The organism is Wolbachia endosymbiont (group A) of Cydia splendana, from assembly GCF_947179475.1.
Taxonomy (GTDB): Bacteria; Pseudomonadota; Alphaproteobacteria; order Rickettsiales; family Anaplasmataceae; genus Wolbachia; species Wolbachia pipientis.
The window spans coordinates 934173-946986 of sequence record NZ_CAMXBP010000001.1 but is presented as its reverse complement, the minus strand read 5'-3'; the positions used below and the strand labels follow the sequence as shown (position 1 = coordinate 946986).

The 12814-nt window shown below is 35.3% G+C and carries 10 protein-coding genes and 4 pseudogenes; 6 read left to right on the top strand and 8 right to left on the bottom strand.

Annotated elements, in window-relative coordinates; translation table 11 throughout:
* Positions 1-2: 2 nt before the first annotated feature.
* Positions 3-1067 (bottom strand): annotated as a pseudogene (locus OM961_RS04735) (IS4-like element ISWen1 family transposase); the annotation flags it as partial.
* 219 nt (positions 1068-1286) lie between these two features.
* Between OM961_RS04735 and OM961_RS04730 the strand changes: the two are divergent.
* Positions 1287-1949, top strand: a complete 663-nt coding sequence (locus OM961_RS04730) for a VirB8/TrbF family protein (RefSeq protein WP_264339507.1) — start codon at positions 1287-1289, stop codon at positions 1947-1949.
* On the opposite strand, the gene OM961_RS04725 is transcribed toward OM961_RS04730, so the two are convergent.
* Positions 1946-3442: a proton-conducting transporter transmembrane domain-containing protein gene (locus OM961_RS04725; protein WP_264339601.1), complete on the bottom strand. Its 1497-nt coding sequence runs from the start codon at positions 3440-3442 to the stop codon at positions 1946-1948. The two genes, OM961_RS04730 and OM961_RS04725, sit on opposite strands and share 4 nt — an antisense overlap.
* A gap of 167 nt (positions 3443-3609) precedes the next feature.
* Between OM961_RS04725 and OM961_RS07675 the strand changes: the two are divergent.
* A pseudogene (locus OM961_RS07675) lies at positions 3610-3708 on the top strand (WPE palindromic element domain-containing protein); the annotation flags it as partial.
* A gap of 252 nt (positions 3709-3960) precedes the next feature.
* Here the strand turns inward: OM961_RS07675 and OM961_RS04715 are convergent.
* The 5 genes and pseudogenes from OM961_RS04715 to OM961_RS07670 form a co-directional block, all read right to left on the bottom strand.
* The gene (locus OM961_RS04715; RefSeq protein WP_151807997.1) at positions 3961-4317 is read right to left on the bottom strand and encodes a holo-[acyl-carrier-protein] synthase; all 357 of its coding nucleotides are present in this window, start codon (positions 4315-4317) and stop codon (positions 3961-3963) included.
* On the bottom strand, positions 4314-5582 hold the full coding sequence (gene proS, locus OM961_RS04710; RefSeq protein WP_155969413.1) for a proline--tRNA ligase: 1269 nt from the start codon (positions 5580-5582) through the stop codon (positions 4314-4316). The genes OM961_RS04715 and proS overlap by 4 nt, the downstream gene beginning before the upstream one ends.
* Before the next feature lie 102 nt (positions 5583-5684).
* Positions 5685-6896, bottom strand: a complete 1212-nt coding sequence (locus OM961_RS04705) for a hypothetical protein (protein ID WP_264339506.1) — start codon at positions 6894-6896, stop codon at positions 5685-5687.
* 329 nt (positions 6897-7225) lie between these two features.
* Positions 7226-7372, bottom strand: coding sequence for a hypothetical protein (locus tag OM961_RS04700; protein WP_264339505.1), 147 nt, complete (start codon positions 7370-7372; stop codon positions 7226-7228).
* Positions 7373-7379: 7 nt separating this feature from the next.
* Positions 7380-8320: pseudogene (locus OM961_RS07670) on the bottom strand (IS5 family transposase).
* A gap of 41 nt (positions 8321-8361) precedes the next feature.
* Between OM961_RS07670 and OM961_RS04680 the strand changes: the two are divergent.
* The 4 genes and pseudogenes from OM961_RS04680 to OM961_RS04665 all read left to right on the top strand — a co-directional run bounded on the left by OM961_RS04680 (position 8362) and on the right by OM961_RS04665 (position 11633).
* Positions 8362-8487, top strand: a complete 126-nt coding sequence (locus OM961_RS04680) for a hypothetical protein (RefSeq protein ID WP_264339504.1) — start codon at positions 8362-8364, stop codon at positions 8485-8487.
* 159 nt (positions 8488-8646) lie between these two features.
* A pseudogene (locus OM961_RS04675) lies at positions 8647-9902 on the top strand (IS4 family transposase).
* 440 nt (positions 9903-10342) lie between these two features.
* A complete protein-coding gene (locus OM961_RS04670; protein WP_010082469.1) occupies positions 10343-10870 on the top strand; it encodes a c-type cytochrome in 528 nt (175 codons plus the stop codon).
* A gap of 1 nt (position 10871) precedes the next feature.
* Positions 10872-11633: an alpha/beta hydrolase gene (locus tag OM961_RS04665; RefSeq protein WP_264339503.1), complete on the top strand. Its 762-nt coding sequence runs from the start codon at positions 10872-10874 to the stop codon at positions 11631-11633.
* 175 nt (positions 11634-11808) lie between these two features.
* On the opposite strand, the gene trpS is transcribed toward OM961_RS04665, so the two are convergent.
* Positions 11809-12807 (bottom strand): tryptophan--tRNA ligase, encoded by a 999-nt coding sequence (trpS, locus tag OM961_RS04660; RefSeq protein ID WP_006280207.1) that lies wholly within the window; start codon positions 12805-12807, stop codon positions 11809-11811.
* Between the last annotated feature and the right edge of the window lie 7 nt (positions 12808-12814).

The following is a 12814-nucleotide window of genomic DNA, read 5'->3' as shown; positions in this document are numbered from 1 at the left end:
GACGCGTATGGTTCACATAATACTCTGCATGGCTTTCCTTTTAGCTTATCAAGCCTGATATGGCTTTTATACAATTTAAATAATAACTCAATTTGCCACCTTACTCTGTAAATCGTTAATACTTGCTCAGCACTAATTTTATTTTCTGGAACATTAGTTATAAATATTGACCAGTTCAACAATTTTTGATTTCTTTTAGAGGATGTATATCCCTGCGATCTTGCTAATCTATTAGCTTTCCTTCTTCTGGCCATAGACTGTTCTTCAGTTAGTTTCTGACATATAATTCTTACTCTAATTTTTGCTTCTTTTCCTAACAATACCTCGTTTTCTAAAAATAACTTATCCTCTAAACATTCTAATAACTCCATTTTTTGATTTGTTTCTACATCATATATGTTGGTATCGGATTTATAACGACTTATGAAATAAGCTCCTATTTCATTGATTTGTTTAAAAGAACTTGGCACAAAATAACCGAGATCAGATATTAGCAAATCATTGCTTAATATATTACTTAAATGTTTCCTATATCCCTGGTCTGATCTTACCCCCTCCGTTAAATTAAGTTGGTCTATTATCTGATTCATGTAGTCGAAAACTAATTGTAACTTTATTCCAGACTTAGTATTGCTTTCATAGCCACTGTAGCTAGTACCATAACCTTTATACATCTCTTCCATACTGTTAGGTAGAGTAATATAGCTACTGTCCAATAATTTAACACTATTAAATTGCTGTAAGATTTTGCAATCAACTTGCAAGATATTTTTAAAGAGAATCACAGATTCATTATACATCCTTTTCATAAATTCCACTGCTTCTTCAGTAAATCTAAAATCCAAACCTTGTTTTGTTATATCTATCGAGTCCTCGTTTAGTAATTGACACATTGTTTCTACGCTACAATTATCAACTCCTATATTACCCAAGACCATGGCTTTTACGAATGATGAACCTTTTAGCTTTCTCTTTCTTTTTATAAACCTTGTTGTAATTGAGATTTTCTCTGCTTTTTCATTAAAAAATTCTTTGAGCTTTTTTGATAAGCAAGTTATTTTATTCATTGGTTCTCTCACTAAAAGTATATCTGGGAGAACTTATACCTTATTATTCTATCTCTTTCATACCTTTATTTCCTTAACTTGACGCGTATGCATTGCAGAACAAGGTGATATAATCATTCATCCTATTTGGGAAAATTTAGACATATTTTAAAGTTTTTTTTAGAGTATCTAAGCTTATTGTTATTATAATGATCCGATTAGGTCTGGTAGTATTGTGTTATGGAAGATAAATTACTTGAATCAGTAAAAAACAAAAGTTATTTCAGTAAAGCAGTCGAATGGTACTGCCATAGGTATCTGTTTTGTGTAGCAGAAAGATCTTGGATGGCATTAATAGTATCGCTTCTCCTAGTATGCTTATGTTTATTAACATTAAACATATACCTGTTATTTCCTATTAAAAAAGATTTAAATTTTGTGAAGTATATGAACCACACAGAAGATGAGTTCTCCGCAATGCATAAGCTTAGTTTCAGTAAAAAGGAAGATGAATACACTTCCACAGCGAGGTACTTAATAAGTAAATACATCGAAATATATGAGTCCATTAAGACCGTTGAACCGAAGTACCAAGAAAATTTTATAAGAAACAATTCTATACATAAAACCTATCAAGGCTTTCAGGAAAAAACGAACAATGAAGCTGTTTCATCCAAAAGAAAAATTGCCAACATAAATGTAATAACATTATCTATTGATCGATCGACCAAGGACTTAGTTACATTTGCTGGAAATGCTACTGTAGTTTTTGCAACCGAGCAAAATAAGGAGGTGAAAAATCAGGCTGTTGAGATTAGCTTCACTTTGTCGAATATAAAAGCAACTCTGGCTGGTATAATACCATTTAAATTTATTGTTAATGGTTATAAATACAGATTTTAAAATATTACTTGGTAGCTAAAAAAAATAACCAAAGTGCACATAGCAGTAATAACTGGAGGTAAAACTAGAAGAATTGGTGTTTTTTTAATAAAGTAATTCTGAGAAGGTTTTAAGAAAAAGGCGTTGTAAATTATCGGTAAAAAGTACAGAGCGTTGAGTATAGTACTAACAATTAACACTAGAGTTACAAACACAGAAAGTATTACATTGCCAGAGTTGAAAACAGCTTGAAAAATGAGAAATTTACCCCAAAAAGTTGGAGCAGGCGGCACCCCTATCATAGACAACGCACCTATAGCAAATGCTGTCATGCTAATTGGCATACTGCGTCCTATACCGTAAATCTTATCTATATATTTCTCACCTGCTCTCGTTATTATTGCTCCGGCAACGAAAAACAAAGTGATTTTTGCAAATGCGTGGCAAACTAATTGAAAAATTGCAACCCTCATGCTGAGCTCACTAAAAATTGAAGCGAACAATATAATATATGACAATTGAGAGATGGTAGAGTAAGCAAGCAATTTCTTTAATTCTTTTTGCTTTAGTGCAATCAATGATGCAGTAATAATAGTAAATCCAGCAGCGTACGGAAGCCACCCTCCAGCAAACCAATTTTGCTGCACAAAACGTTGCATGTTATCGACGCCAAAAGTGTATAATATAACTTTTATGATGATGAAAACTCCGGATTTCACAACAGCAACAGCATGCAGTAGTGCACTCACAGGAGTTGGTGCAACCATTGCTTTTGGTAACCAAAAATGCATTGGCATTAATGCAGCTTTTCCTATTCCGTAAATTAGCATAGCAAAACACACTGCAATAAAAGTGATGAGTGAAGTATCAAATTTGAATATTCCACCACTTACAAAGTCTAAAGTATGAAATTCATTATATAAAAGGCCTATTGCAGGAAAAAATAATACCAAAGAAGAGAAAAATAGCACGCCAAAGTAATAGCGTCCTGCAATCATTGATTCATTTGTTGAGTTGTAAGTAACCAGAGGGTATGTACTAATAGTTAGAAGCTCATAAAAGACAAATGTAGTGAGCAAATCTCCAGAAAAAGCAATAAACATTGCACAGCTAATCGATATTGAAAAAAAGCATAGAAAACTTGAGTGATTGCTATCAGCATAGTTATTCTGCATATAACATATTGCATATATACTGGTCAGCACCCATAAAAACGATATTAATAAACTGAATATTACTCCGGTAGACTCTAGCTTTAAACTAATGTGCAAATTATTACCAAAATCCATGAGAATAAATTGAGAATGATCACCATATACCCAATATAAAGTGCACAGACACGTATACGTAAACAGAAGTACAGAAGAAGTGACAGTAATACTATTGTTCACTCCGGGCCATTTACCAGTAAAAAAAATAACTAACGCACTTAAAAGTGGAATCAACGCAGTAATTAATAAATAATTCTCAGTAATTGAAAATGGTAAGGAAAGAGACGTTAAAACACAGTCCATTAAATAATTCATCTTTTTGTTTAGGTAAAGCTAGAATTATACTAAAATCATAGAAAAACCGCTATGTTTTTTTGGCAAACTAGTCGTTTGTGTATGCTATAGCTATACTGCGATTCATTCCACAACTGTACGAACATTTGTTTTTGTTAAACACAACAAAGATGTCATCCCAGTGCCCTGACTACTTGGATCCAGAAAACTTAATTTCAACTAAGTGGCTGCATAATAAAGGCTGGATTCCAGTGCCAAGCACTGGAATGACAGCAATCTACGTCATACCACCACGAACCGTCATACCGCGATTCATTCGCGGTATCTCATCCGCTAACTAGTAGCGGGATGACGAGCTTATCGTCATGCCACCGCGAACCGTCATACCGCCGCGAACCGTCATACCGCCGCGGTATCTCAGCATAGATTCCGCTAACTAGTAGCGGAATGACGGTTTTTCAAATTGTCGTAAGTCAGTTTAGCTATATAGATAGCACAAAGTCAACTGCATAAATTGAAAATATCTGCTAGACGCAAATTACAACAAATGCAGTAGCGTAATCTCCATCGTCACTTAAAGAAAGATGAATTTTGGAGATAAAATCCTTGCTAACGGTAAGATATGGCTTGCCTCTTACATCATTGTATATTTCTATATCTTTCATTGTAATACCCTGACCACTACCTCGTGCTTTAACAAAAGCTTCTTTTGCTGCAAAGCGTTTAGCAAAATACCTTGCTCGCATTTCTTGACTATTATACTTTCTACTTAGCTCTATTTCCTTTTCAGTGTAGATTCTATTGAGAAATTTTTCCCCGTATTTTTGTAATATTCTCAATATTCTTGGTATATATACTATGTCAGTGCCGATACCGTGTATCATTTTGCGCTAAAGTGATTTATTGCTTCCTCAATCTGCATTTCCTTTACCTCTCCAGTTGCTCTATTTTTTACTTCAACTATATTTTCACTTACTGCTTTCTTTCCGACAATTATTTGCCACGGCAAGCCTATCAGATCCATTCTAGAAAATTTTACTCCTACACTCCCTTCCGTATCATCGTAAAGCACTTCATCGCTTTTCAAAGCTTTGTATATTTTATCTGCAGCCTCCGTTACTTTCGTTTGTAAATTGATTAAACCAATTCTGAAAGGAGCCACCGATTCTGGCCAGATAATTCCTTTATCATCATGAAAAGCTTCTATTATTGCACCAACAAGCCTTGAAACCCCAATGCCATACGAACCCATATGTATATTGACATTTTTTCCATCTTGAGAAGTAACACTTGCCTTCATAGGCTTTGAATATTTGTCGCCAAAATAAAAAATATGCCCTATTTCAATACCTTTACTAACATTTAACTGCTCTTGTGATATAGGGCAAGTCTCAGGATCATGCATATCATCTGCAACTGCGTATATACTCTTTAAACTTTCAATATCTTCACTCTCTAGTAGTTCAGAAAATTTATTGTCATAATATAAAGTGCTCTCACCAGTGTTTGCCAATATATGAAACTCGTGGCTCAAATTTCCTCCAATTGGCCCCGTATCAGCTCGAACTCCAATTGGAGTAAATCCCATGCGTTTGAAGATTTTTATGTAAGTTTTGTACATCAAATTATATGAATTCAGTGCACCTTCGTAATCTACATCAAAACTGTATGCATCCTTCATCAAAAATTCCCTGCCCCTCATAACACCATAACGTGGTCTTACCTCATCACGGAATTTCCATTGAATTTGGTATAAACAAAGTGGCAAATCTTTGTAACTTTTTACCACATCTCTAATTAAATCAGTTGCTATCTCCTCATGCGTTGGACCAAAAAGCATATCTTCCTCATGCCTATCCTTTATGCGTAGCATTTCCTTACCGTAATCATCGTAACGCCCTGATTCTCGCCAAAGACTTGCTGGTTGCACACAAGGCATTAATGCTTCAATAGCACCGGATTTGTTCATTTCATCTCTGATAATATCTTCAATATTCTTAAGCACTAAGAGACCAAGTGGTAACCACGTATAGATGCCAGATGCTATCTGCTTTATTAAACCTGCACGCAAAGAATATTGATGGGAGATAATTTTAGCATGGGCAGGCTTTTCCTTTAGAGTTGGCAGGTAATATTTGGATAAGCGCATATAATAGATCTGATTGTATTAAGTAATCTTAATACAATCAGACCTGTAGGTAAACTTATTTTGAAAAGGAAGGGAAGTGCATGGCTGACCATTTCATAGTTATCATAGTCCTTGTACAACATTTTCCTTTTGGCATCGCAACGCTTTTCCACCAAACTGTGCTATGCGATCCTCAACAGAAAGAGGAGGTGAATCTTGCACCTCATTATCCACTGAGTCAACATTATTTACTTGTGGTGAATCAACACACGAACTTGGCGGTACCGGTGACTCCTCTGTTTCTTGTTCAGGATGTATCGGAGATGTGGCTCTAGATCCTATACCACTGTCAAGACCCCCGCTTCCTTCTTCCTTGCTTGATGGGGAATTTGTGTGTTTTGTCTGCTCCTCTTTTTCCTGCTCTATCTCTTTCTGTGTGTCTTTGCTTTCATCTGTAGTCCAATCTGAATCGCTAATAGAATCAGAATGCTCACTTTCACTATCTGAGAGTTGCATGACTGCTGCTCTCTCCTTAAGTCTCTTTGTCCAATCTGAATCATTATCATCCGACTTCTTTCTCTCTGCTTGCTCCCTATCTATTCTTGCAGCAAACTCTTCTGGTGTTTCTTTTTTGTCAGTGCCCCCACTACTTTCTAATTTTGCTTTCAATTCATTTGTAAAATTTTGTTGCTGCCCACTCTTGTTGCTGCTCACTCTTTTTAACGTAGTACCTCCTCTTATCTGTTCAAACAGAGTAGAATGATTATTATTCTCAGGTTCACCAGCCTTCTTCGGTGCATCATTCTTAGGTTGCTCCGTACGCTTGGAAGCTGTAAAAAAATGCGGAGGCGGAGGTGGTAGTGCAGCATCTTGTGGCAATGGAGGAGGTGGTGGCGGTGGTACACTGACACTTGGATTTGGTTGTGTACCCAATGTTACTGGAGGTGATTGAGGAGTAGGTACATTTGATTTATTCTCCAGATTAGTACAATTTTTACACACAAATTTTTGTGGTTCTTGAGATGGAGTATGGCCGAATTTCTGTCCATTAAGACCTACTTCTTTCTTATTATCATCTCTAGAAATAGCCAGTTTAACAAGATATGTCACTGAAATAAGTGCAACAACCGTAGAAACAGCAAAAATTGCTAAAGGAACTGCTGCAATAGGACCAGAACCAGAAACTGCTATAATAACATAAGGAAGATATTGACCAGATATGAAACTAAATATAGATAATAATGAAACAGCAATTAAAGGTTTCCATATAGTCTGCTTAGTTTTAGTAAGCTCCTGACTATCTTTTAGCAATGAAGAATTATTGGATATCATCATTTCTTTGCCTCACTTGTTAACGATAATTTAATAATAACCCAATTAATAATTTCTGTCAATAATTAATTATGAAAAACAAAGTTGCAATTTGAATAGATAAGCTATAAGTAATATACGACCAGCAATAGCCATACAATAGACTTCTTGTATAACCCACACTAAGTAGAAAAAAGGTGTCATCCAAGTAGCTGACACTGCTCTCCTTTGTCATTCCAGTGCTTGACACTGGAATGACACCGAAGGGGCTACTGCCGTCTTGGATGGAAACCAGTGTCAGAACTAGTTAACCATGGGGCTTCTTTTGCCTTTTTTTCCATTTGGTAAATTTCTTAAATATTTATGGCTAACATGAAGCTAAGTACGAACTTTGTTAAACATAACAAATGGTGCCATTCCAGTGCTCCTTTTTTTGTCATCCCAGTGCTTGACACTGGGATGGCTTTGTTGCATCGCTCTTCGGATAGTAGGTAACGCACAATAAATTTATGAAGCTATCTCAAATTTAGCCATACCAATATCAGTGAACTTATTGAGCAAATAGCATTTAACAAGTAGTTCCTTCTCTCTATTTGTCTCAGATTTATTCCTAAAACTAAACCCGAATGTTTGTTTCAGTCGCGAGAAAAAACTTTCTATATAAGATCTTTTTCCGTAGTTTGTTTGCCTTTTCCACCTCTTCATTCCATCTTCGCTGCATGATTTTATTAGTCTAATTGCAGCATTTCTCTCAGCCATATAGTCTAACTTTGGATGCTCTGCTGCGTTGTTTTTCGGAGGAATTTTCGTTTTTATACCATATTGATTACACAGCTTATAGAGCTTTTCTCTGTCATATGCCCTATCTGCATATAGTACTTTTATGACATACTGAAAATCGACTTCTTTTAGCAAATCACAAGCTCCATAGTGATCAGCCGTTACTGTATTTTACAGCTATGGCTTTTTTGCTGTTTGTATTCAACATTACATGCAATTTTCTTGTCTGTTCATAGCTGCGATACTTTCTATCTTCGCTATTTTCTTTGCTATGACCAGGAGTGTTGTTGTATATACTAATTCCTGTACTGTCTATAGCAATTTCGATATCTTCCATATTATTTTCTGCAATCATTGATCTTAATATTGAGTTTCTTAAACCTTCTTGATGATTGTGAATAGCTGATAACTTGCAAATTTTTCCCAATTTGCTCAAGGTATCCTGCTATAAACCCAACTGTTTGCCTCAGGCCTATTCTAAATAAACAAGTTATTATGTGCACCAAAATTACAACTTTATCGCTATAAATATTGTTGCCACCTGGTATTTTTGGACCATTCTCGTACCACTTTTCTATGGCTTCGTTGATATAATGAAAAATATTTCCTCTTTTTTCTAGAAATTTGTTATATTCGCTATGGTTACTGACCCTCATTTTTTGTGGCATATTTTTTCTTTCAAGGTTAAATGGCTATTTTATAATGAATTTTGTCAGTAGCCACCAGATTTTTTCAGTTGCTATGCAACAAAGCCATCCCAGTGTCTGGGCACTGGGATGACATCATAGGGACACTGGGATTACACCCTGACAATCGTCATCCAGCTACTTGTTAGCGGCTAAGAGATACCGCGAATGAATCGCGGTATGACGGTTCGTGGCGGCATGACGATAACCTCGTCTCACTGCCATTAAGTTAAGGAAAAAAGATAGATTTTATGGGATAATGATGTATACCAATAAGTTTAAAGGTAGTATGAGTAAAAAAGGCAGTAATAAAATTTATTCAAAATGAATTGGCAAGTCTAGAATTTATAGAATCCCATAAATCATCTTCAAAAGATTTTATGAGAAAGAGGAAGTTATCTTTTATTGACATATTTATCTTAATTTTAAGAAAAAGTGTAAAGTCGCTGCAAGTAATACTAAACGAATTTATTTTATATAGGAAAAAAGACTATACCGTTACTGCTAGTGCTTTTAGTCAAGCAAGAAAAAAAATGAAACACAGTGCATTTTCAGAAATTAACGAAGGTGTGGTTTCCTTGTACTACCAAGACCAAAAATTTAAAACTTGTTTTGGCTTTAGAGTGTTAGCTCTTGATGCCTCCAAAATCATTTTACCAACAAGCGTTGAAATAAAAAATGAATTTGGCTCAAGAAAAATACGTAACCAAAAACCAAAAGATTTAGGTGATTATGCAAGTGCAACCTTTGCGGTTTGTTAAGATGTGCTAAATAATGTTGCCATGAGGTCAGTGTTAGATAGAGGTAACACTCATGAAATTAACTTAGCAGATGAAATGCTTAAAGTTGTAAATACTAATGACTTACTGATTTGTATATTTATCTTATAAATTTCTTTCTAGCCTTACAAAAAGAAAAATTGCTTATGTCATTCGATGTCCCAGATCATCTTTTAATGAAGTAAATGCTATGTTTGAAGAAAAAAGCCCATCTAGTGTTGAGGTTACCATATGTGCTCAGCGTAAGATAAAACAAGAAAATAGTGGAATAACGCTTCAAAGTGGTACTGCCATCTGGTGAAATTGAAGTGTTAGCTACATCATTAATGGATGAACAAAAGTTTCAAACTGGAGGATTTAAGGAGTTATATTTTTTACGCTGGGGAGTTGAGACATTTTTTGCAAAACTCAAAGGAAGACTAAGTCTAGAAAATTTTACAGGAAAAAGTGTTGAGTCTGTTAAACAGGATTTTTGGTCAGCTATCATTATTAGCAACCTAGAAAGTGTTATGACAGAAGATGTAGAAGAAGCGTTGAATATGGACTTAACCGATGATAAGCTTAAGAGGAGCATTAACAAATCTGTCTCATTTAACGCGATCAAAAACTTGGCTTTCGACATTTTTGCTACGGAATCAGATACTGACTGCATTATGGATCAATTATCAAAGCTATTTTTGATGAACACTTTGGCGGTAAGAAAGGGAAGGAAAGTTGATCGTCATAAGGTACCTTATCTTCGTTCGTTCAATTACCAAAAAAGGGTTAGAAAACACATATTTTGACTAGAGGTAGTATTCATATCTTCTGATAATAACTGGGTAGCTTATTGCCATAGCTCCTGTAAAATGACTTCTAAACAAACTGTTTCTTAAGTAATTTACACTTCAGAGTTTATCTGCTTTAAAGTTTACTCTATTCTGTTTCAGCATTTGTCATAAATCCTTAATTATTTCTGACTTTTTAGTTCAGTTTTTAACCATTCTTTCCTTAACTTAATGGCAGTGAACCTCGTCATCCCGCTACTTGTTAGCGGGATCTCTTGTTAGCGGCTGAGATACCGCGAATGAATCGCGGTATGACGGTTCGCGGCGGTATGGACGTAGGAAAACCTTTCTTGGGTCAGCTATAGAGACTCTCATCTTTAGCGAGCTTCAAGGTAATTGGTTGCTATTTGCGAAAATATTCGCATAATTTAAGTAACATTACTTAATAAAAATTAACTATGGAGCTTAATAAGATTGCAGCATCGATTTTACTTTCTGGGCTAATCATTATGATAGTTAGTAATGTAGTTGATATGCTTTACAGTCCAGAAGAATATAAGATTGAACACCAAACGATAGTAGCTGCTGGCAGCAATGAGTTCCAGCAAAAAATCGAGCAAGTGGCGCTTGATATTGGAGCGCTCATGCAGAATGCTAGCTTTGAGAAAGGTAAATCAGCAGCAAAAAAATGTATAGCCTGCCATAGTTTTGAGAAAGGTGGAATGAATAAAGTAGGACCAAACTTATGGAACATAGTTGGAAATAAAAAGGCCCATCTTGGTAACTCATTCAATTACTCAAAAGCAGTGCTTGAAAGAGGTGGAAAATGGGGGTATGAGGAGCTATTTGCCTTTTTAAAGAACCCAAAAGCCTATATAAAAGGTACACGTATGGCATTTGCAGGTATTTCCAATCCACAAGAAATTGCAGATCTAGTTAGTTATTTGCATCAATTGAGTGATAGCCCGGTTGCTTTGCCAAAGTAGTATGGATTATTGTAAATTGTTTGATGGAAATAATGGTCACATAGCATATCGAAAGCTACAAGGAAAGAAAGCTTCTGTAGTTTTTTTCGGTGGATTTGCATCCAATATGGATGGAACTAAAGCAACTGCTATTTACAAATTTTGCCAAGAAAATGACGTAGCACTTGTGCTATTTGATTATTTTGGTCACGGTCATTCAAGTGGTAATTTTATTGATTACACGATAAGTGATTGGCAAAAAAATTGTGCTAAAGTAATGAGTGAATTAACTAGCGATAAACAAATAATTATAGGTTCAAGTATGGGAGGATGGCTGATGTTGCTCACTGCCCTTCAATTTCCAGAAAAAATTGCAGCACTAATTGGTATATCGTCTGCTCCCGATTTTACTGAAGATTTTATATTCAAGCAATTGTCAGGCAAGCAAAAAGAAGAACTAGATTCTAAAGGTGTAATAGATTTTACTTCAGAGCATTGTACATACAAAATAACTAAAAATTTGATCGAAGATGGCAGAAAGAACCTTCTTTTAAACAAAAAGACAATAGATATAAACTGTCCTGTGCGCTTGCTGCATAGCATTAATGATAAAGATGTTCCTTATCAAACTTCATTGAATTTAGCTGAAAAAATTAAGTCAACCGATGTTGAAGTACACTTAATAAAATCAGCAGAGCACAATATGTCTGACAATCATTCACTGGAAGTTTTATTTAAGACCATTAGAGAATTTTGTAACCAGAATGCATTCTGTGATTTTTAGCAAAACACGATTTTTCATTTGAGCTTTCTTCAACTTAAAATAAATACAGAAAATTGCTGCCTATAGCTAAACTGACTTAGATTTACCGACAATTTGAAAAACCGTCATCCCGCTACGTGTTAGCGGCTGAGATACCGCGGCGGTATGACGGTTCGCACCATCACACTTTGGAACCTTACAGATATTGAGCAAATCCAATAATATCCTTGATTTCTTTTATATTATGGGTTGCAATTTCTGCTGCTTTCTTTGTGCCTTTTTTTAATATTTCATGTAAATGGAATTGGTCTTTTAAAAGATCATTCATTTTCTCACGTATGGGTGATATAACACTGATAATTAAATCAGCTAACTCTTTTTTGAAGTGCTTCATGTCATGTTTGTTCACTTCTTCACATACTTTTTCTGCATTTACATTACTAAGCACTGAATAAATGTTTATCAAATTGCTTATTTCTGGTCGGCACTTTAAAGTAGCAAAGCCTAGAATTGAATCTGTTTTTGCTTTTTCTATTTTTTTGACAATTAAGTCATCCGTATCATCAAGGTTAATGCACGAATGTTCTGAAGGATCAGATTTACTCATCTTGCTTGTGCCATCCCTTAAGCTCATTATCCTTGATGTGCAATCCAAAGTTAAGATTTCAGGTACGATGAAATAATCCAGCTTATAATGATTGTTAAAAGCTGATGCAATATCACGTGCAAGCTCCAAATGCTGTTTTTGATCATCACCAACAGGAACGTATTTAGTTTGATACAACAATATATCTGCAGCCATAAGTACTGGATAACTATATAATCCAAGAGAGGCTTTTTGTTTATCGCTGCCAGCTTTATCTTTAAATTGAGTCATGCGATTAAGCCAACCAATTGGTGTATAGCATCCAAGCAGCCAGCCCAGTTCTGCATGACCACTAACTGTGGACTGACTAAAAATAATGGACTTTTCTGTATCTATTCCGCATGCAATATAAGCTGCTGCTGTTTTGAAAATATTACTTTTTAATTCACTTGCGGGAAGCTTATTTGCTGTGATTGCGTGTAGGTCGACAATACAAAAAAGAGATTTGTATTTATCCTGTAAGTCTATCCACTGTTTGATTGCACCAAGATAATTACCTAAATGTAGTACGCCACTTGGCTGGATACCTGAAAAGACAATACTTGTCATTATACAT

Coding starts and splice junctions, on each gene's coding strand:
- OM961_RS04715 (WP_151807997.1), bottom strand. CDS start 4,317: ATGATACACGGTATCGGCACTGACATAGTATATATACCAAGAATATTG.
- proS (WP_155969413.1), bottom strand. CDS start 5,582: ATGCGCTTATCCAAATATTACCTGCCAACTCTAAAGGAAAAGCCTGCC.
- OM961_RS04665 (WP_264339503.1), top strand. CDS start 10,872: ATGGATTATTGTAAATTGTTTGATGGAAATAATGGTCACATAGCATAT.
- OM961_RS04730 (WP_264339507.1), top strand. CDS start 1,287: ATGGAAGATAAATTACTTGAATCAGTAAAAAACAAAAGTTATTTCAGT.
- OM961_RS04705 (WP_264339506.1), bottom strand. CDS start 6,896: ATGATGATATCCAATAATTCTTCATTGCTAAAAGATAGTCAGGAGCTT.
- OM961_RS04670 (WP_010082469.1), top strand. CDS start 10,343: ATGGAGCTTAATAAGATTGCAGCATCGATTTTACTTTCTGGGCTAATC.
- OM961_RS04725 (WP_264339601.1), bottom strand. CDS start 3,442: ATGGACTGTGTTTTAACGTCTCTTTCCTTACCATTTTCAATTACTGAG.
- trpS (WP_006280207.1), bottom strand. CDS start 12,807: ATGACAAGTATTGTCTTTTCAGGTATCCAGCCAAGTGGCGTACTACAT.